Here is a 20,083-nt window from a genome sequence, read left to right as displayed (position 1 = left end):
TTCAACGTACAACAATCTTTTTCCCCATAGTACTTTTAATTTTAGTGGGAATCAATTTGCATTGTGTGAACTTGTAGTTATAGATGTTGCAGAATTTTCTATGTCATTACTCGTGTTGCTTTCCAGTGTAGCTTTAATGCTTGCATGATTTAGATGTGGTGCAAACATTTCGATAAAATCGAAAATATAACCGCGCAAATAACTATGACGACTTATACCAATACGCGTTGTGCTGGATTCAAACAGGTGGCTGGCATCAATAGACCTTAGGTTCTTGTCACGCTTGGCGTCAAAAGCCATATTAGCTAGTATGCCAACGCCCAATCCCAATTCCACGTAAGTTTTGATTACGTCTGAATCAATTGCTGTTAATACTACATTAGGTTCTAGTCCATGGTTTGCAAAAGCCTGATTGATTTTTGAGCGGCCAGTGAAAGCGAAGTCATAAGTAATAATAGGATATTGATTGATTGCTTCCAACGTGAGTTTTTTTGCCTTCAAGAGCGGATGCTTGGGTAGTACAATGACACATCGATTCCATACATAGCATGGCAGCATGACAAGTTCATGGAATTGTTCAATGGCTTCCGTAGCAATTGCGACATCCGCTTCGCCGGAAGTTACTAAAGCTGAGATCTGCATCGGACTACCTTGGCGCAGGATAAGTTTAACTTTTGGATAGCGCGTGGTAAAACGCTTGATTACTACCGGTAGCGCGTAGCGAGCCTGAGTATGAGTAGTTGCGATAGTAAGAGTGCCGCTCGCTTCGTTAGTAAATTCCTGCGCAATTTTTTTTAGATTGTCAGCGTCGCGTAACATTCGAGTGGCAGTTTGAATAATCAATTGTCCGGGAGGGGTGATTTTTACAATGCGTTTGCCATTGCGCAAAAAAATATCGACTCCGAGTTCGTGCTCAAGCATCTGAATTTGTTTGCTGATGGCTGGTTGGGAGGTGTGCAGATTTTTGGCCGCTTTGGACAAATTCATATCCTGACGAGCTGTTTCACACAAATAGCGAAGTTGTTGAAGTTTCATGGGCCTGCCTAGTAATAATAAATGGTTATATACATCTAATATAATATTATTTTGATTTATAAAAATGTATTGTTATCATAATAAACGACTAGAAAAGGAAATTGGAAGGCAGTTACTAAATCTATTCTGTCAGGTTCTCTGATCAACTTTATTCACACTGCTTAATCGGTTGCTATTAACACGCGAAAGGCGATTATCGTTAGTTTTTGGTAGAATAACGAATTTGCAATTCTGTGTGTGTTGGTTGTGAGTGTATCAACGACGCTGGAATGCTGAACGGTCACTGATCGATATGATCAGGCTTGAAAAAATTCAAACGGGTGGTGAGTTGCTTATTTGTGAGCAGATTTTGGCAATTTTCCATTAATGAAACAAGGATTGATTGATGAGTACGAATGTAGAGAATAAACCTAAACAAGTGAGCTGGTTTAATGGCTGTGGCGGGCGGATTGGTATAGTGGTGGGTGAAAGCGGTGAGCATGCTTATATTGGCGTGGCGTTAAAGCATGATGAAGACGATGATGTGGACCATATTATGAAGTATGGCGCCAAATTTCCATTGGATGCGGCATTGTTGCTGCCAGTATCTAAGCATTATTCCCAAGAATCCTAAAGACTTTTTGGGTATCTTCGAACAAATAAGCGAGGAAATTAAATATGTATCGCTATGATGAATATGATCAACAAATAGTGAATGAACGTGTCAAGCAGTACCGTGACCAGGTGCGTCGGCGCCTGTCAGGGGAATTGACCGAGGAGGAGTTTCTCCCTTTGCGGCTGCAAAACGGGTTATATATGCAGATTCATGCCTACATGCTGCGTATTGCAGTGCCGTATGGCTTGATATCTTCTAGGCAGATGCGTATGTTTGCTCATATTGCACGTAAATATGACCGTGGTTATGGTCATTTCACAACACGTCAAAATATTCAGTTTAACTGGCTTAAATTGGAAGATACACCGGATATTCTGGCGGATTTAGCATCTGTGGAAATGCACGCCATTCAAACCTCTGGGAATTGTGTGCGTAATATTACGTCGGATGAATTTGCTGGCGTGGCGCAGGATGAGGTGGTTGATCCACGTCCGTATGCAGAGATTTTGCGTCAATGGAGCACTTTCCACCCCGAATTTGCTTATCTGCCGCGAAAATTTAAGATCGCCATCAGCGGTGGAAAAGAGGATCGTGCTGCTATTTATGCGCATGACATCGGACTGGCGGTGACAAAGAATGCACAAGGAGAAGTCGGTTTCCGCGTATTGGTTGGCGGTGGATTGGGACGAACACCGATCATTGGTAGTGAAATTTGTGAGTTTGTACCATGGCAGCACATTTTAACTTATGTCGAATCTATTTTGCGCGTGTATAACCAATATGGTCGTCGTGATAACAAATATAAAGCACGCATCAAGATACTGGTGAAAGCGCTTGGAGTTGATGAATTCAGGCGTAAGGTGGAGGCTGATTGGGCTGATCTCAAAGATGGTCATGGCACACTAACCTCTGATGAAGTCAATCGTGTCGCCTCTTTCTTTGTTGATCCGTCTTATGAAACACTAACCGATCATGATTCAAAATTAAACGAATTCAAAGCAGACAGCCGTTCATTTTCGAACTGGCTATCGTGCAACGTTAAACCTCATCGCATTCCCGGCTACGCGATAGTTGTTTTGTCGTTGAAAAAACCCGGTGAGGCTCCTGGCGATGCTACGGCTGAGCAAATGGAAGCGGTTGCAAATCTGGCGGATCGGTATAGCTTTGGTGAGTTACGCATCACGCACAAGCAAAATCTGGTATTGGCGGACGTCAGACAGAAAGATTTGATCCACTTATGGCAAGAATCAACCGAGCATGAATTGACCACACCGAATATTGGCATGTTGACCGATATTATTAGTTGTCCCGGCGCGGAATTTTGCACGCTTGCCAATGCTCGTTCGATACCGCTGGCAAAGGTGATTTCCGAATGTTTTGAAGATCTTGACTATCAACATGATATCGGTGAGATTACTTTGAATATTTCGGGTTGCGTGAATGCGTGCGGGCAGCATCATATTGGCAATATTGGTATCACGGGCGTGGAAAAGAAAGATCACGATGAGTGGTATCAAGTTTCGATCGGTGGTGCGGAAGGCAATGACAGTTCGATTAGCAAAATTATTGGCCCGTCATTTACTTTTAATCAGGTACCTGAAGTTATCGAACGTTTGATTCATGTATATTTACGCGAACGTACAGAAACTGAGCGCTTTATCGATACGGTTCGTCGTATTGGCCATGCACCATTTAAAGAACATGTATACGCTACTGACTTTATGGCTCAGGAAGAAAAAGTTGCTGACAAGCATAGCGTAGAGCCTGCTCAGTACGAGGTTCCCTATTATTCACCAAGGTTTTAATCGAGATGATCATAAAAAATAAAACTATCGTTGCGGACGATTGGACGGTCTTGCGGTTACAGGAGCAAGATACTGCTGAGAGCGCGATAGTTGCGCCAGGGAAAGTCATTGTTCCGCTAAAAGTATGGCAAATCCAACGCGAAATGATACAGCAGCGAAAAGACATAGGCGTTTGGCTGGCTAGTGATGAGCGTCCGGAAGATTTAAAGGATGATGTGCACAAGTTCGCTGTGATTGCAGTTGATTTTCCGAAGTTTTCAGATGGCCGAGGGTACTCCATTGCTTATAATCTGCGCGCACGGCTCGGGTATAAGGGAGAATTGCGGGCGATCGGCGATGTGCTGCGCGATCAATTGTTTTACATGCAACGCGTCGGTTTTAATGCTTTTGCGCCGCGCCCGGATCGAAAAATAGAAGATGCAATAAAGGGTCTCAGTGATTTCTCTGAGGTTTATCAGACTTCTTTTGATCCAGGCTTACCACTATTCCGGTGCACGCAACGCAAAGGGAATTCGACTGCAGGCACGTTCAATGAGTAACTTGCAGCATAGAGTCGATCAGGTTGTTGCGGTTCTGACTGAAACCGTGCGTGATTATGCACCGGTAGCGTTTGCTAATAGCATGGGTGCTGAAGATATGGTGCTCACAGACATCATTGATCGACATCATATCGAGATCGAAATGTTTAGTCTGGATACTGGGCGTTTGCCGCAGGAAACTTATGATTTGATGCAAACTGTGCAAGAGCGCTACAAAACTAAGTTGCGTATTTATTTTCCCAACGTGAAACAGGTTGAAACATACGTTGCAGAGCATGGTGTCAATGGTTTCTATCAGAGCGTTGATTTACGTAAAAATTGCTGCTACATCCGTAAAGTGGAACCATTGCGCCGCGCCTTGCAGGGCAAGCGGGCATGGGTCACCGGAATTAGGCGTGAACAGGCATCAACCCGGGCGAACCTGAAAGTGTCTGCTTACGATATGGACAATCGCATGCAAAAGGTTAATCCATTACTGGAATGGACTAATGCGGAAGTTTGGGAGTACCTTAAACACTATGAAGTGCCTTATAACAAACTGCATGACAGATTTTATCCCAGTATCGGGTGCGCTCCCTGTACGCGCGCTATTACACCAGGAGAAGATATACGCTCCGGGCGCTGGTGGTGGGAAGCTCCGGAAACCAAGGAATGCGGATTGCATGCCGGTAAGGTAATCCAATCAAAATAACTGCGTTTATTAGCAACGCCCTATCTATTTTTGTCAGAGCAATCTATCTAGGATTTGCACAGATTTTTATTTGTTGAGAAAAAGCGAATGAGTCATCGCGCCTATCTGGTTAATTGGCTAATCTTGGTAGGATTCCATACTTAGCCGTGGCGATTGTGCAAGATAGATCTGGTAGATTTTCTCTATTCCTGATCTACGCATATAAAACACATTATGTTGTTGATACAATGGAAACTGTTGGGAAAATAATAAATCAAGCCAGCGCAATATGAATATAATTAATCATTCAGATCTGAAACTAAATGGATGCACTATTCTGGTGGTAGAAGATAATGAATTGAATCAACAAGTGGCTCAAGAGCTACTTGAATATAATGGGGCTGTTGTATCTATTGCAGGTAACGGACAAGAAGCGCTGGATAAGTTGAGTAAGGAAAATTTTGATTGCGTATTGATGGATATTCAAATGCCTGTTATGGATGGTTTGGAGGCTACGAAGATGATTCGGACTAATCCGCAGTGGTCCAATATGCCGATTATTGCGGTAACGGCTCATGTAGACCAGCTTTACAAAGATTCGTGTCGGAGCGTTGGTATGAATGACTTTTTAGTCAAGCCAATTGATCCAGAGCAGTTAGTCAGAATCATATTAAAGTGGTGGCTGCTACCAGAATGAACGGTTATAGAAATTCAAAATTTTGAATTTAGGCGGGCAATATTGCTGCAGATCATGATGATTTATTTTCCCATTGTAATAAAATAATTAATAAATATCTGGAATTATGACAAAAATGGATGCAACGTTTCACACTCGACAGGAAGCAATGACTACTTTATCAAATTTTAACTTTGATTTCACAATCGCTGATCTTTATCGTCGCGATGGCTTGGTAAGATTGGATGAGGTATTTCTGGGTTTTCTTCGCACCGGTGATGAGGCATTATATGAAAAACTGGTGCTTGCGCGTGCGCATCCTAGTGATTTGTTACCTAAAGACGAATCTGCATTGTTAATTGAGATTGCGCCTTGGTTGGAAGACTTTGTTGCTCGATTATTTAACATTGAGAATGAAGTGCAACAATTGGCGGTACAGCATCATGAACTAGCTCCACTGTATTTTTGCAAGCGGCAATTTGTACAACGCCGAGCGAAGGGAAAAGTTAGTGATGAAGAGTTGGCTGGTATTGACGGATTGGTTCTTGAAAAGGAACTTGCTGCAGAATTTGGTGAAGCTTTCTCTGAATTGGTTTTTGCTACTAAAGTAACGCAGTGGATGGGTGCAGAAGCGGATAATGAATCCCGGTTGAACAAAGCGCTTCACTATGCTGCTTGGGCACTACGAACACCGGCCGGACAGCAACGTACGCAGCAAGGTATTTTATTTAAGTCACCTGCCAAACTGGATTTCCAGCATCTGTTGTCGCTGGAAACGGATGAGTCGGCAGGGTATCCGGTGCATCGGCTTGGTCATGTGCGTGAACGCAATGGTTTTGCGTTGACCGATAATGGAACGGATCTGATGGGGGCGCTTGATGAGGCAAATTACTGCATCTGGTGTCATGAGCAAGGTAAGGATTCATGCTCTAAGGGTTTGATGCATAAATCTAAATCGCCGGATGAGCCCCTTGCTTTCAAACGCAGCGAATTGGGCGCGCTGCTCGCGGGTTGTCCGCTGGAAGAGCGCATTTCCGAATTTCATAAACTCAAAACACAAGGTGTCGCAGTAGGTAGTCTGGCTATGATTGCGCTAGATAATCCGATGTGTGCCGGAACCGGTCATCGCATCTGTAACGATTGCATGAAATCCTGCATTTATCAGAAGCAGGAGCCGGTTGATATCCCTCAAGCTGAGACACGAACACTGAAAGATGTGCTGGAATTGCCATGGGGATTTGAAATTTATAGTTTATTGACGCGCTGGAATCCGTTGAATTTACATAGGCCGGTGCCGAAACCGCCATCCGGACGCAAGGTGCTGGTGGTCGGTATGGGACCGGCCGGATATACGCTGGCGCATCATTTAATGAATGAAGGCCACACGGTGGTGGGCATTGACGGGCTTAAGATTGAATTTTTACCGGAAGAGATCTCAGGGGTGAATTCACTGGGTGAACGGGTGCCATTTCAGGCGATCCGACTGGCCAGTACGCTAGAAGAAAACTTGGATCGGCGTATGCCGGGTGGTTTCGGTGGGGTGGCAGAATACGGAATTACTGTGCGTTGGAATAAAAACTTTCTCAAATTGATTCGGTTGTTGCTGGAGCGCAGAGAAGAATTTGCACTGTTTGGAGGTGTGCGTTTTGGTGGCACGTTAACTGCCGATGACGCATTTGCTATGGGTTTTGATCATATTGCTCTAGCTGCAGGGGCTGGACGCCCCACCGTGCTGGATATGCCGAACGGGTTGGCGCGTGGGGTGCGTGCCGCATCGGATTTCTTGATGGGCTTGCAACTTACGGGTGCTGCGCAGAGTGATTCGATTGCGAACATGCAATTACGTTTGCCTGTAGTAGTGATTGGTGGTGGTTTGACGGCTATTGATACAGCAACTGAAGCACTGGCATATTATCCAGTTCAGGTGGAAAAATTTCTGCAGCGCTATGAAATAATGGCGGTGATGCAAGGTGACGCTGCGATTCGTGAAGCGTGGGATGACGAGGAGAAAGAAATTGCTGATGAGCTTCTTAATCATGCACGAGCCATTCGGGCAGAACGTCGGAGTGCAGAAAAGGAAGGGCGTGCACCGCGTATTATCAATTTGCTACAAGCATGGGGCGGCGCAACAATAGCTTACCGGAAGCGTTTGATTGATAGCCCTTCTTATACATTGAATCATGAGGAAGTGGAAAAGGCGCTGGAAGAAGGCATTTGGTTTGCTGAGGGGATGGTGCCAGAGCGTGTTAATATTGATCAATGGGGGCACACGCAATCGGTGCAATTTGGAGTGCAAAAACGGGATGAAACCGGACAATGGCAAAATACGGGCAATGTAGAGTTACCAGCGCGTGCATTGTTGGTTGCTGCTGGTACCCAGCCTAATACAGTGCTGGCGCGGGAAGATGAAAAACTATTCAAACTCAACGGTCGTTATTTTGCAGCTTGCGATGAGGAAGGGAATCCAGTGCAGCCCGCCTATGGTAATCCCAAACCAGAAACACCGATGGTGTTGCTCAGTCGTTATCGGGATGGTCAGGATGGCCGCTTTATCAGTTTTTTTGGTGATTTGCATCCATCTTATTCTGGGAATGTAGTGAAGGCGATGTCGAGTGCAAAGCAGGGCTATCCCGTGGTGCATCGGGTATTGGAGCGTGTTAAACCAAAGTTAAATCAGTCGATACAGCAGTTTTTTACAGGCTTGAATAATCAGCTACGTCCAACAGTCTCTAAAGTAGAGAGGCTTGCTCCCAATATCATTGAAGTGGTTGTACATGCTCCAATGGCAGCAGAGCATTTTCAGCCTGGTCAATTTTATCGCTTTCAGAATTATGCAACGCTAGCAACAATTGCCGGAGATACTAGGCTGGCGATGGAGGGTTTGGCGTTGACGGGTGCATCGGTGGATATCGAGCGCGGACTGGTTTCACTCGTTGTTTTGGAAATGGGCGGATCCTCTAATTTGTGTGCGATGCTGAAACCGGGTGAGCCGGTTGTGCTGATGGGGCCTACCGGAACACCGACAGAGATCCCGGAGAATAAGGTTGTGGTGTTAGTGGGTGGTGGTTTAGGCAATGCGGTGTTGTTTTCTATTGGTGCAGCCGCGCGTGCGGCCGGATCGAAGGTGTTATATTTTGCTGGTTATAAGAAATTGGTCGATCGATATAAAGTGGCTGAAATCGAGGCTGCAGCAGACATTGTCATATGGTGCTGCGATGAGTCGCCAGGTTTTACAGCCACGCGCCCTCAGGATAAAAGCTATGTGGGAAATATCGTGCAAGCAATGGTGGCTTATGCCAGCGGTGAATTAGGTGTGCAACCGGTGGCATTGACTGAAGCCGATCATATCATTGCAATTGGTTCAGATCGCATGATGGCTGCTGTCGGTTTAGCTCGTCATAACCAGTTGAAACCTTACTTGAAAGCAGATCATTTTGCAATTGGTTCGATTAATTCGCCTATGCAGTGCATGATGAAGGAGATATGCGCACAATGTCTGCAACCGCATCAGGATCCGGAAACAGGAAAGATTACGTATGTATTTTCCTGCTTCAATCAAGATCAACCTTTGGATCAAGTAGATTTTTCGGGATTGAATACACGTTTGCGCCAAAATACTGTGCAAGAAAAACTAACAAATCGATGGGTTGACCGTTGTTTAAAAAACGGAGTCTGAGCTGTAGTGACTAATGAAGCAGAAGAAGAATCGTTGCCGGATGCGTCATTGCCGGTTGATATCGCAAAAATGCGCCTGATGTTTCATGACAATTCTGTGCTAGTACGAAAGTTTGGTCTTAAATTTATTGAGGTTGCCAATGATACGCTTTCGGAAATGGAAGTGGCACAGACTGAAAAGAATCTTCCAGCGCTGGGTCGTTTAGGTCATAAATTAAAATCTTCAGCAAGAACAATCGGCGCCTTAAGTTTCGCTGATTTATGTGAGGCGCTTGAGAAAGCGAGCGCCAATAATAATTGGTCCGATGCGGAAACATTGCTGGCAAAGATTCCGCTTTTGTTGAAGCGGATTACACAACAACTAGAAAATGAATTTAATGAATTGAGCGAATAAGGTGCTAGGCGGATAACCTTGCTGAGCATTTTGCTTCGACGATTCAAAAAATTCTTTACCGAGAACTTGATAAGAAGCATAGTAATTGGATATATACTTATGCATCTTGATCCTTTTATTGGGTTTGAGCTTAATCGCTGCAAGAAATTGTCTGTATAACCTAAGATCATGCCATATCAAGTTTTTCCTGATCCATTTAATGCATTGCGCGCAAATTGATTTATAATCCGCTATTCATTAAAAAATTTAAACTCAATGTTAGTTTTATCTGCAAGCAGATAGGTAAGAAAAGGGAGATTATCAATGCATATAGGCATACCAGCAGAGATTTGCGGTGGAGAAACGCGTGTGGCAGCCACACCGGAGACCGTGAAAAAATATACTGCCAAGGGTGTTCATAAGGTTTCAGTCCAGCTAGGTGCTGGCGCTGGTGCCAGTATACCGGACTCAGCCTATCAAGAGGCGGGTGCAACGATAGTGGCTGATGTGGCTGAATTGTATGCGCAATCACAAATTGTACTCAAAGTGCGTGGTCCGGAATCCAGCGAATTAGCGATGATGCGTAAGGATGCGGTATTGTTGGGGCTGTTGTCGCCGCATCAAAAGGAAGGCGTGGATGCACTTGCACAGCATGGATTAACTGCATTTGCGATGGAGAAATTACCACGTATTTCTCGTGCGCAAAATATGGATGTTTTGTCGTCACAGGCAAACATTGCGGGCTACAAAGCGGTGATTGTGGCGGCAAATGTCTACCAAAAATTTTTTCCTATGCTGATGACGGCAGCTGGTACTGTAAAAGCGGCGCGAGTTCTAGTCCTGGGTGCAGGTGTTGCTGGATTACAGGCCATTGCAACCGCCAAGAGATTGGGTGCAGTGGTTGAAGCTTTCGATGTGCGACCAGCAGTTAAGGAGCAGGTAGAGAGTCTGGGGGCCAAGTTTGTGGAAGTGCCACTTAGTGATGAAGAAAAAGCCAAAGCTGAAACAGCGGGAGGGTATGCGGCGGAAATGTCGGATGATTATAAGCGGCGGCAAGGAGATTTGGTCCATGAGCGCGCGGTTTTGGCAGATATCATTATTACAACCGCTTTAATTCCGGGGCGCCCAGCGCCCGTTTTGGTCAAAGAGGAAACCGTGCAAGTGATGAAGCCAGGTTCGGTTATTGTTGACATGGCAGTTGAAGCAGGTGGTAATTGTCCATTATCCGAATTAAATAAGAATGTGTTTAAACATGGTGTGCATCTGATTGGAATTGCGAATCTTCCTGGTTTGGTGGCGGCCGACGCTAGTGCATTATATGCACGAAATCTGATGAATTTTCTTAATTTGATGCTTGATCAGGAAAATGATGCATTGAAAATAGACCGCTCAGATGAAATTATTGCGGGAACATTGCTATGTGCAGGTGGGGAAGTCATCGGAAAGTCATAATCTCAACGATAACTAAGAAAGACGCTTTATCAGTTGCTGCATAGAGAAAGTACAGTTAACAAATTATAAAGGAGTAAATATGATTGGTGAAATTGATCCGGTTATTATCAATCTAACGGTTTTTGTGCTGGCAGTTTTTGTTGGCTATCATGTTGTGTGGAATGTTACACCGGCTTTGCATACCCCTCTGATGTCAGTGACTAACGCTATTTCCGGTATTATTCTTGTTGGTGCAATGTTGGCTGCAGGGCCAACGGAGACCGACTGGGGCGTTTGGTTAGGTGCTGTTGCAGTTACGCTGGCAGCAATCAATGTTTTTGGCGGGTTTCTGGTGAGTCAACGGATGCTGGAAATGTTCAAGAGAAAAGATAAAAAAGGAAATGCGTAAATGTCAGCCAATATGGTAGCACTTGCATATTTAGTTGCTTCAGTATTTTTTATACTTGCACTAAAAGGCCTAAGTTCGCCTGAATCAGCGCGTCGTGGAAATTTGTTTGGTATGGTGGGAATGGCGATTGCGGTTGCCACAACTTTGACGCTTACGCAGAACTGGCTCTTGATTTTGGGATGTATTGCGGTGGGAGGTACTATCGGTGCGATTGTGGCTCAACGCGTACAGATGACTGCAATGCCCGAATTGGTTGCCTTTATGCACTCATTGGTTGGTCTGGCAGCAGTATTTATTGCGATTGCAGCGATCAATAATCCAGTTTCTTTCGGGTTACCTGCGATTTTACCGGCAGGTAGTAAACTAGAATTGTTCTTGGGCACCTTTATCGGCGCAATGACTTGGTCTGGTTCAGTTATTGCATTTCTGAAGTTGTCTGGCCGCATGAGCGGCACACCTATTGTTTTCAGTGGCCAGCATATACTGAATTTATTGCTGGCAATTGCCATGGTTGGATTTGGTTTGTGGTTCTTTTTTAGTGAGACGACGAACTGGACCGCGTTTATTGCTATGACTGCAATTGCCTTCGTATTGGGATTTCTGATTATTATTCCTATTGGTGGCGCTGATATGCCGGTCGTGATATCGATGCTTAACTCATATTCTGGTTGGGCTGCAGCAGGCATTGGTTTTTCGTTAGGTAATCCGATGTTGATTATTGCCGGTTCTTTGGTGGGTAGTTCGGGTGCTATTCTGTCTTACATTATGTGTAAAGCTATGAATCGGCCATTTTTATCTGTCATATTGGGTGGTTTTGGCAGCGATGGTGGAGCAATCGTATCTACGGATGGTGCCCAGAAGACTCATCGTAGCGGGAGCGCAGAAGATGCAGCTTTTTTGATGGGTAATGCAGATAGTGTGATCATCATTCCAGGATATGGTTTGGCAGTTGCAAGGGCGCAGCACGCAGTTAAGGAATTGGCTGAGGTATTGCATAAAAAAGGAGTTAATGTTCGCTTTGCTATTCATCCAGTAGCCGGGCGTATGCCTGGGCACATGAATGTATTATTGGCAGAAGCTGAAATTCCTTATGAGCAAGTCCAGGAAATGGAAGAAATAAATAGCGACTTTTCAAATACAGATGTCGTCTTGGTGTTAGGTGCAAATGATGTGGTGAATCCGGCAGCAAACGTTCCAGGCAGTCCTATCTACGGTATGCCGATATTAGATGCGCATAAAGCACGTACGGTTATGGTTGTAAAGCGCAGTATGGCAGTGGGTTATGCTGGTCTTGATAATGATCTATTCTATATGGATAAAACTATGATGATATTCGGAGATGCTAAGAAAGTCGTTGAGCATATGGTCAAGGCATTGTGATATGCTGAAAAGCATTGACTAGTGGCTTCTGGAACTGGCGAGCAATTGTTCTCCTTCTTAATATATTGAACGGCATTTATGATCTGGGATTAAGTTTCAAGATCATTAAAGGGGTGAGGTTTTGCAATACCAAATCCTTGTGCATAATCGATGCCAATTTCTTGTAATTTCGCAATGATATCATCCGTCTCGACTAATTCAGCAATCGTTTTGACAGTAGCATCTTGAGCGATCTGATTGATAGCTATTATTTTGGCTAAATCTTCTTCGTCGCGAAGTATATTGCAAACAATGCTGCCATCGATTTTCAGGTAGTCCACTTTTATTTTACTCTGCAGATTTAATGACTCAGAATTATCGCTAAAGCTACAGAGTGAAACCAGACAACCCAATTCATGAATCTTTTGTGTGAAGATATGTGTGTCTGCTGTACTGTCTTCTGCATCTGAAACTTCAATTTCAAAACAAAGACTAGAGCCGGCGACCTTGGTTTTTTGTAACTGATCTTGAATAAAACTAGGGAAGGTTACATCTTTTAAAGTATCTTTGGCTAAATTAAGGTGAAATACCGAATTGGTTTTTGGATGAACCGATAGCCACTTAACGATATGGTTGATGATCCATCGATCCAGCTTGGGCATCATTTTGAATTGATCCACTAGGGGTAAGAACGATCCTGGAGGCATCAAGCTATTTTCTTCCTCATGCATACGAATCAGAATTTCATAATGCGAGGAGGATGCATCAGTAGATTTGATAGGGATTATTTTCTGACAATAAAGATTAAACTCTTCGCCATCAATTGCTTGAGCAATGCGTGCAGCAGTAATTCCTGATTTAGATGTGGATGGTTGATTGTTTTGTTGAAGCTTTATATCGTTATTGGTTGGTGCCTCAATGGATTGTTTTAACTCTGGTTTTATTTTATTTTCATCTTTATTGTTTTTTGAGGGTATACGACTTTTTTCCTGTGCGCGAGGGGTGTGCAATGTATAGAAGCCAATAGTTTTTCCTTTATTGTCAATATGAGGAAGATATTGCTCTGTAAAAATATAGGGAAAGCCTTTGATAGATTTAAGGATTCGTTCGTTATGTACTGTTTTTCCTGTTAGGATTTTTTCAATATTATTCTGGATATCAGAAAAGAATTCGGCATTTGAGAATTCTTTTAAAAGGTGACTATCGATCTGATCTGGATTTAACCCAAACCATCGGCGGAAAATTCGATTATGGTACCGACAGCGGAGCTCAGTATTAAAATAGGCCAACATAACAGGGAAATTTTCATCGATAAATTGTGATTTTATCTTGTTTTCTGAGGCTGTTTTTTCTGCCCAAAGCCGATGTTTAATCTCATTTCCGAGCCTTTCCTTAGTAACATTGAGTTGATTGCTAAGGCTTCTGGAATTTTTCTCGGTTTGCGCTAACTGAATAATTGCTATCAGTATTGTAAAAAGTAAAGAAAACCATAATGCAGTTTGCCAATGGGGCGGGAGCTCATTGGTAACATATGCATCTGCTATAATGATGAGCAATAGAATCAACGAAATACAAATAGTCAAATAGGGCTTGACGTTATTTAATAATGAGTTTTTTGGCACGATAATTCCTTATTCTTGAGAGCTTAAATTAAGATGCGCTGTTGCTATTATATAGAGTATTTTTTAGTTGATTTTTCTGCTATGAGTGAAGAGTGGTTTACTAAATAGCCAGAATTTCCATAGATCAGAGCGTGTTATTACAAAATCATGTGAAGCGGACTCATTCGATGTTGTTATAGTGAGCTGTTTAATTTTTCCGTTTTTAATTGCTGTGTATAAGGGTAGAAACCAATTGTGTTCCAAATTTCTGAGAGTTTCTCGCCATTCATAAGCATTCTTGTATATTGCTTGACTACGCAGCGAATCCAATACTACAAGATGATTTCCTGATATTTTAGTTTGGAGCCATTTGTTAACATCTCTAGGTAGATTTGAATAATTGATATTACTAGCAGCCAGTGCTAGGGATTGAGAAAAATCATTATTACTCCATGCATGTGTGTAAGGAGTATGTATTGATCGAAGTATGTTTCCTCCTCCCCAAGGCCAAATACTATTAATGATCAATTCGCCGCGAGATTCACGAGCTTGGTTAACCGGGTGCTCATGCAGAAGCATTTGCACTTCATTAAAGATTTTATGCCAGATGATGCTGTCTTTTCCTGCTGGCAAGAAATCATTAATGTTTTTGCATGTGACGTGACTGAGTGTATGTGTCAGAATTTCAGGTGCCTTGGGTATTCGAATGTACCAACGATGGGGATGGAAAGCTGTAAAAATAAAATCCTGGTTACCTAGATTATGATTCAAGTCTTGTATTAATTGCTCCGCTTCTTCTGGGGAGATTTCGAAAGATTGACTGTCTGCTAGCATGATATGGTTTTGTTCAATGCGGAGATGAACAGGATCGGCACGCATCCAGAAATCTTTACTTGTTTTTGCCAAAACGGGTGCGTCGAGGTGTAACATCACCGGTGCAATAGGCCAATTCCCATGTTGTTGTTCCAGATTAAACTGTTTACATAGCCAGATTTCCATTTCAAGGGATGAATTTGTTCTAGAGAGACTTTTAGATAGTAGTGTTTCTAAAGAATGCATTAATAAACCATCATAGATTTCTGGTTGCGAAGTGTCAGACCAAAATAGATTTGGAATTAGAAGGTTAATATTCATTGTGAGGGAATGAAACACTCCAAAAAGGTTTTGTAAGGCAAATGACCACATTGCTGCTGATGCAAATGCGAGGTAATGCTATATGCAAGGATAGGGTTGCTTGCCATCATGGAAAGGTATTGTGTTTGCACGTATAATACATAGCATAGAATGGTCGAGTTTATTTTAGATTGGCAGAGTTTTTCTTGCAAATTGCATTTGTTTTGAATATTTGGAGATGTTATGTATCAGCATATAAAAGTGCCTAGTAAGGGAGAGCGGATTACGGTTAATGATGATTATTCATTAAAAGTGCCTGACAATCCAATAATTCCTTTTATTGAAGGCGATGGGATTGGTGTTGATATCACTCCAGTAATGCGTAGTGTTGTTGATTCAGCTGTTGAAAAAGCTTATGGTGTTCAACGAAAAATTTCGTGGATGGAAATTTATGCGGGTGAGAAATCAACGCAAGTTTATGGATCAGATGTATGGTTACCAGAAGAGACATTGCAGGCGGCCAAAGAGTTTGTGGTTTCAATTAAAGGCCCGTTAACAACACCGGTTGGTGGTGGAATTCGTTCAATTAATGTTGCTTTACGGCAGCAACTAGATTTATATGTTTGTTTGAGACCTGTACGCTATTTTAGCGGTGTTCCGAGTCCATTAAAGAATCCAGAAAAAACAGACATGATTATTTTTCGTGAGAATTCTGAGGATATCTATGCGGGCATAGAGTGGGAAGCCGAGTCAGAATCTGTAACAAAGGTAATTAATTTTTTGGTTAAAGATATGGGGGTGACGAATATACGTTTTCCTCAATCTTCTGGTATCGGGATTAAACCGGTCTCAAAAGAAGGAACGGAGCGTTTTGTTCGAAGAGCGATTCAGTATGCCATTGATAATAAACGTGAGTCGGTTTCTTTTGTGCACAAAGGTAATATTATGAAGTTTACTGAGGGTGCATTTAAAAAGTGGGGATATGCATTGGCAGCCAATGAATTCGGAGCGAAATTGTTGGATGGTGGACCTTGGATGAAATTACCTTCTACACTGGGTGGAATTGTTATCAAAGATGTAATTGCTGATGCTTTTCTGCAACAAATCTTGCTTCGTCCAGAAGAGTATGATGTTGTTGCAACGTTGAATTTAAATGGGGATTATATATCCGATGCTTTGGCTGCCCAGGTGGGTGGAATAGGGATAGCACCTGGCGCTAATCTCAGCGATGTGGTGGCAGTTTTTGAAGCTACACATGGCACAGCACCTAAGTATGCTGGTAAAGATCAAGTAAATCCTGGTTCAATAATATTATCGGCAGAAATGATGTTGCGACATATTGGATGGGGTGAAGCAGCCGACAAAATTATTAAATCTATGGAAAAGACTATTCAGAACGGAATTGTTACTTATGATTTTGCTCGGCAAATGACTAATGCTAAGAAAGTTTCTTGCTCGGCTTTCGGTAATGCCATGATTGATTCCATGAGCTAAATACTCATGAATGTTATTTATCCGGCTATAAAATAAGGAGTAAATTCGAAAGTAAACCCCTTGCTACGTGTAACTCGACAAAGCAAAGGGGCTATTATATAAGAGGTAAAAGAAAAATTTTGTTATTGTTTGGCCAGTAGTTATGAGAGTTAGGTGGCCTGGATATTTGAGGCTTGTTTTCCCTTTGGTCCTTGAGTGACATCGAAGCTCACCTTTTGACCTTCCTTAAGGGTTTTAAAACCAGACATATTGATTGCCGAGAAGTGTGCAAACAAATCCTCACTACCGTCATCAGGAGTAATAAAACCAAAACCTTTAGAATCATTGAACCATTTTACTGTGCCTGTTGCCATTTCTACTTCCTATATAAAAACTGGGCCGGAAACCCTGATACTATTTGAAATTAAGGTTATTTATGGATAAAACTGATCCGTAAATAACTTAAAGTCAAACGCCATTTGCTGTTTTACGCAAATCTTAGGTTAAAGTCAAGCGGTTACGCCATTTTTGTGACTAAGGGAAAGTTAATTGTCTCAAGATACTTGAAATTTTTGTCGTAATCGTTAAATATGTCTCTAGTGTAATGGTGTCTTTTGTACTATATTTATGATTGGAAATTTATCAGTTTGAATAGGAAACATTCATGACGGAGAGCAAGTCTGGAACCGTTAAACTTTCACAAGAGAAGGTTAAGCACAAGCCGCCTCCTCTTTATAAAATTTTACTATTAAATGATGACTTCACTCCAATGGAGTTTGTGGTTGAGGTACTAAAGCTGTTTTTCTCCATGAGCCAAGAACAGGCGACATTAATAATGTTAAAGGTGCATACAGAAGGAGTAGGCCTGTGTGGTATATACCCTGGCGATATTGCAAGTACTAAGGTCAAGCAAGTAGTTGAATTTAGCAGAAGGAATCAGCACCCTCTTAAGTGTGTAATGGAGAAAAACTGAAATGATCGCACCAGATTTAGAAGTTAGTTTGCATATGGCATTCGTAGAGTCGAGGCAGAAGCGCTATGAATTTATTACGGTAGAACATTTGTTGTTGGCGATGCTAGATAATACAAGTGCAGCTGAAGTATTAAGTGCCTGTTTGGTGGATATAGAAGATTTGCGAGCAGTATTGTTAGATCATATAACACGTCATACTCCTGTGATTAAAGGTGATGAGGAAGTTGATACGCAGCCTACACTTGGTTTTCAGCGTGTTATTCAGCGTGCTATATTGCATGTTCAGTCATCTGGGAAAAAGGAGGTAACGGGTGCTAATGTATTGGTATCGATATTTGGAGAAAAAGATTCTCATGCAGTCTATTTCTTGCATCAAAGAGGAGTGACTCGTTTGGATGTGGTTAATTATATTTCACACAACATTAAGAAAATGTCGCATGAGAGTGATGCTAAAACTGCAGGTGAAAGCGATGTTGAACATGAATTAAGTTCTGCTGGGCTACTTGAGAATTACACAGTAAATCTAAATCACTTGGCTCTAATAAATAAAATTGATCCTTTGGTGGGTCGTGAAAAAGAAATTGAACGTGTAATACAAATCTTATGTAGGCGCCGTAAAAATAACCCACTGCTAGTTGGAGAAGCCGGTGTTGGAAAAACGGCGATTGCAGAAGGCTTAGCGAAGCGAATTGTTGAGGGGAATGTACCTGAATTGCTTTTGAAGCATCAGATTTATTCACTCGATATGGGGGCTTTATTAGCGGGTACAAAATATCGGGGAGATTTTGAGCAACGTTTAAAAACTTTACTAAAACAATTAACTGATAATCCTGCGGCTATTTTATTTATTGATGAGATTCATACGCTTATTGGTGCTGGTGCTGCATCTGGCGGAGTTATGGATGCATCAAATTTACTGAAGCCGATTTTAAATACAGGACAATTGCGTTGTATTGGCGCGACAACTTTTAGTGAATATCGTGGAATTTTTGAGAAAGACCATGCATTATCGAGGCGCTTTCAGCAGATAGAAGTTAACGAGCCAAGTGTGGATGAAACAGTGGCTATTTTACGAGGCTTGAAATCACGCTATGAGCAACATCATAAGGTTAAATACACTAGCAGTGCACTGGTTTCTGCTGCGGAATTATCAGAACGATATATTAATGATAGGCATTTACCAGATAAAGCTATAGATGTGCTTGATGAGGCTGGCGCCGCGCAGCGATTATTGCCGAAATCGAAGAAACGAAAAGTTATTGGTAAAGGAGAGATTGAAAGTGTGGTCGCTAAGATCGCAAGAATTCCATCGCAGAACATTTCTACTAACGACCGTAGTAAATTGAAAACCTTGGGGCGTGATATGAAAGCGGTCGTTTTTGGTCAAGACAATGCGATTAATGCATTGACAGCGGCTATTAAAATGGCAAGAAGCGGGTTAGGTAATCCAAGAAAACCGGTTGGTTCGTTTCTTTTTACAGGTCCGACTGGTGTTGGGAAAACTGAAGTGGCAAGACAGTTAGCTTATGCTTTGGGCGTTTACTTGCATCGTTTTGATATGTCCGAATATATGGAACGTCATGCGGTATCCCGGCTGATTGGTGCGCCGCCTGGTTATGTAGGGTATGACCAGGGTGGGTTGTTAACTGAGGCTGTGATCAAACATCCCTATTCTGTTTTATTATTGGACGAGATCGAGAAAGCGCATTCAGATATTTTTAATATTCTTCTGCAAGTTATGGATTATGGCACATTGACTGACAATAATGGACGTAAAGCGGATTTACGCAATGTCATTATTATCATGACTACAAATGCAGGTGCGGAAGCGCTTACGAAAACATCAATTGGTTTCACAAAATCAAATTCTGCTGGCGATGAATTAATTGATATAAAGAGATTATTTACTCCTGAATTTCGTAATAGACTGGATGCGGTTATTTCTTTTGCTGCATTGGACCAGGAAATTATTCAGCGGGTTTCTGATAAATTTTTGATTCAGCTTGAGAATCAGTTGCAAGAGAAAAAAGTCGAAGCAACATTTACCGAGAGATTGCGTAAATATCTTGCGCAGTATGGTTTCGATCCATTAATGGGTGCGCGGCCTATGGAGCGCTTAATCCAAGATACAGTTCGTAGTGCGCTTGCCGACGAATTATTATTCGGACGCTTAGTCAATGGTGGTAAAGTGACGATTGATATGGATAGTGATAGCAAAGTAGTATTGTTATTTGAAGAAGAAACTGCTGTTATTTGATCGGCAGATTGAGTTTTCTATTTCATAATACAAGAAGAATCTTTTATGAGTTTAGTTTGCTGCCACTTGCGGTGGGGTGCGTCACTGGCGAAATAAGAT

17 protein-coding genes are annotated in these 20,083 nt (G+C 42.4%); 13 read left to right on the top strand and 4 right to left on the bottom strand.

Features of this window, described 5'->3' with window-relative positions; genetic code table 11:
- Positions 1-51 precede the first annotated feature (51 nt).
- Positions 52-1,035, bottom strand: coding sequence for an HTH-type transcriptional regulator CysB (cysB, locus tag Q0C11_RS06140; protein WP_293006669.1), 984 nt, complete (start codon positions 1,033-1,035; stop codon positions 52-54).
- A 385-nt stretch (positions 1,036-1,420) separates the two neighbouring features.
- Here cysB and Q0C11_RS06135 point away from each other — a divergent pair, with 385 nt between their 5' ends.
- From Q0C11_RS06135 to Q0C11_RS06090, 10 genes are all read left to right on the top strand, one after another.
- Entirely contained in the window at positions 1,421-1,648 is a 228-nt protein-coding gene (locus Q0C11_RS06135) for a hypothetical protein (protein WP_292919246.1), read from the top strand.
- Positions 1,649-1,692: 44 nt separating this feature from the next.
- On the top strand, positions 1,693-3,435 hold the full coding sequence (locus tag Q0C11_RS06130) for a nitrite/sulfite reductase (protein WP_293006667.1): 1,743 nt from the start codon (positions 1,693-1,695) through the stop codon (positions 3,433-3,435).
- 5 nt (positions 3,436-3,440) lie between these two features.
- Positions 3,441-3,974 (top strand): DUF934 domain-containing protein, encoded by a 534-nt coding sequence (locus Q0C11_RS06125; protein ID WP_293006665.1) that lies wholly within the window; start codon positions 3,441-3,443, stop codon positions 3,972-3,974.
- Positions 3,967-4,665 carry a phosphoadenylyl-sulfate reductase gene (locus tag Q0C11_RS06120; protein ID WP_293006663.1) on the top strand — a complete coding sequence of 233 codons (699 nt, stop codon included), beginning with the start codon at positions 3,967-3,969 and terminating at the stop codon, positions 4,663-4,665. Before Q0C11_RS06125 ends, Q0C11_RS06120 begins: the two co-directional genes overlap by 8 nt.
- Before the next feature lie 268 nt (positions 4,666-4,933).
- The gene (locus Q0C11_RS06115; RefSeq protein WP_293006661.1) at positions 4,934-5,341 is read left to right on the top strand and encodes a response regulator; all 408 of its coding nucleotides are present in this window, start codon (positions 4,934-4,936) and stop codon (positions 5,339-5,341) included.
- 115 nt (positions 5,342-5,456) lie between these two features.
- Entirely contained in the window at positions 5,457-8,996 is a 3,540-nt protein-coding gene (locus Q0C11_RS06110) for an FAD-dependent oxidoreductase (protein WP_293006659.1), read from the top strand.
- 6 nt (positions 8,997-9,002) lie between these two features.
- The gene (locus Q0C11_RS06105; RefSeq protein WP_293006657.1) at positions 9,003-9,389 is read left to right on the top strand and encodes an Hpt domain-containing protein; all 387 of its coding nucleotides are present in this window, start codon (positions 9,003-9,005) and stop codon (positions 9,387-9,389) included.
- Between the two features lie 303 nt (positions 9,390-9,692).
- Entirely contained in the window at positions 9,693-10,820 is a 1,128-nt protein-coding gene (locus tag Q0C11_RS06100) for a Re/Si-specific NAD(P)(+) transhydrogenase subunit alpha (RefSeq protein ID WP_293006655.1), read from the top strand.
- Between the two features lie 79 nt (positions 10,821-10,899).
- Positions 10,900-11,208 (top strand): NAD(P) transhydrogenase subunit alpha, encoded by a 309-nt coding sequence (locus tag Q0C11_RS06095; RefSeq protein WP_293006653.1) that lies wholly within the window; start codon positions 10,900-10,902, stop codon positions 11,206-11,208.
- Complete coding sequence (locus tag Q0C11_RS06090) at positions 11,209-12,588, top strand: NAD(P)(+) transhydrogenase (Re/Si-specific) subunit beta (RefSeq protein WP_293006651.1); 1,380 nt, start codon at positions 11,209-11,211, stop codon at positions 12,586-12,588.
- 89 nt (positions 12,589-12,677) lie between these two features.
- On the opposite strand, the gene Q0C11_RS06085 is transcribed toward Q0C11_RS06090, so the two are convergent.
- Positions 12,678-14,189: an EAL domain-containing protein gene (locus Q0C11_RS06085; protein ID WP_293006649.1), complete on the bottom strand. Its 1,512-nt coding sequence runs from the start codon at positions 14,187-14,189 to the stop codon at positions 12,678-12,680.
- A gap of 63 nt (positions 14,190-14,252) precedes the next feature.
- Complete coding sequence (locus tag Q0C11_RS06080) at positions 14,253-15,167, bottom strand: phosphoglycerate mutase (protein WP_293006648.1); 915 nt, start codon at positions 15,165-15,167, stop codon at positions 14,253-14,255.
- A gap of 357 nt (positions 15,168-15,524) precedes the next feature.
- Here Q0C11_RS06080 and icd point away from each other — a divergent pair, with 357 nt between their 5' ends.
- Positions 15,525-16,775: an NADP-dependent isocitrate dehydrogenase gene (icd, locus tag Q0C11_RS06075; RefSeq protein ID WP_293006646.1), complete on the top strand. Its 1,251-nt coding sequence runs from the start codon at positions 15,525-15,527 to the stop codon at positions 16,773-16,775.
- A gap of 149 nt (positions 16,776-16,924) precedes the next feature.
- Here the strand turns inward: icd and Q0C11_RS06070 are convergent, their stop codons facing one another.
- Positions 16,925-17,128 (bottom strand): cold-shock protein, encoded by a 204-nt coding sequence (locus Q0C11_RS06070; protein ID WP_013646657.1) that lies wholly within the window; start codon positions 17,126-17,128, stop codon positions 16,925-16,927.
- A 290-nt stretch (positions 17,129-17,418) separates the two neighbouring features.
- On the opposite strand from Q0C11_RS06070, the gene clpS reads away from it, so the two are divergent.
- Both clpS and clpA read left to right on the top strand, forming a co-directional pair.
- A complete protein-coding gene (clpS, locus tag Q0C11_RS06065) occupies positions 17,419-17,727 on the top strand; it encodes an ATP-dependent Clp protease adapter ClpS (RefSeq protein ID WP_293006642.1) in 309 nt (102 codons plus the stop codon).
- 1 nt (position 17,728) lies between these two features.
- Positions 17,729-19,984, top strand: coding sequence for an ATP-dependent Clp protease ATP-binding subunit ClpA (clpA, locus tag Q0C11_RS06060; protein WP_293006640.1), 2,256 nt, complete (start codon positions 17,729-17,731; stop codon positions 19,982-19,984).
- Positions 19,985-20,083: the final 99 nt, after the last annotated feature.

Source organism: Nitrosomonas sp. (assembly GCF_022842015.1).
Classification (GTDB): Bacteria; Pseudomonadota; Gammaproteobacteria; order Burkholderiales; family Nitrosomonadaceae; genus Nitrosomonas.
This window is presented reverse-complemented; position numbering and strand designations above follow the sequence as displayed.

Excerpts from the sequence above, each read along its gene's own strand:
- cysB (WP_293006669.1), bottom strand. The coding sequence starts at position 1,035 with ATGAAACTTCAACAACTTCGCTATTTGTGTGAAACAGCTCGTCAGGAT.
- Q0C11_RS06135 (WP_292919246.1), top strand. The coding sequence starts at position 1,421 with ATGAGTACGAATGTAGAGAATAAACCTAAACAAGTGAGCTGGTTTAAT.
- Q0C11_RS06130 (WP_293006667.1), top strand. The coding sequence starts at position 1,693 with ATGTATCGCTATGATGAATATGATCAACAAATAGTGAATGAACGTGTC.
- Q0C11_RS06125 (WP_293006665.1), top strand. The coding sequence starts at position 3,441 with ATGATCATAAAAAATAAAACTATCGTTGCGGACGATTGGACGGTCTTG.
- Q0C11_RS06120 (WP_293006663.1), top strand. The coding sequence starts at position 3,967 with ATGAGTAACTTGCAGCATAGAGTCGATCAGGTTGTTGCGGTTCTGACT.
- Q0C11_RS06115 (WP_293006661.1), top strand. The coding sequence starts at position 4,934 with ATGAATATAATTAATCATTCAGATCTGAAACTAAATGGATGCACTATT.
- Q0C11_RS06110 (WP_293006659.1), top strand. The coding sequence starts at position 5,457 with ATGGATGCAACGTTTCACACTCGACAGGAAGCAATGACTACTTTATCA.
- Q0C11_RS06100 (WP_293006655.1), top strand. The coding sequence starts at position 9,693 with ATGCATATAGGCATACCAGCAGAGATTTGCGGTGGAGAAACGCGTGTG.
- Q0C11_RS06095 (WP_293006653.1), top strand. The coding sequence starts at position 10,900 with ATGATTGGTGAAATTGATCCGGTTATTATCAATCTAACGGTTTTTGTG.
- Q0C11_RS06090 (WP_293006651.1), top strand. The coding sequence starts at position 11,209 with ATGTCAGCCAATATGGTAGCACTTGCATATTTAGTTGCTTCAGTATTT.
- Q0C11_RS06080 (WP_293006648.1), bottom strand. The coding sequence starts at position 15,167 with ATGGAAATCTGGCTATGTAAACAGTTTAATCTGGAACAACAACATGGG.
- icd (WP_293006646.1), top strand. The coding sequence starts at position 15,525 with ATGTATCAGCATATAAAAGTGCCTAGTAAGGGAGAGCGGATTACGGTT.
- Q0C11_RS06070 (WP_013646657.1), bottom strand. The coding sequence starts at position 17,128 with ATGGCAACAGGCACAGTAAAATGGTTCAATGATTCTAAAGGTTTTGGT.
- clpS (WP_293006642.1), top strand. The coding sequence starts at position 17,419 with ATGACGGAGAGCAAGTCTGGAACCGTTAAACTTTCACAAGAGAAGGTT.
- clpA (WP_293006640.1), top strand. The coding sequence starts at position 17,729 with ATGATCGCACCAGATTTAGAAGTTAGTTTGCATATGGCATTCGTAGAG.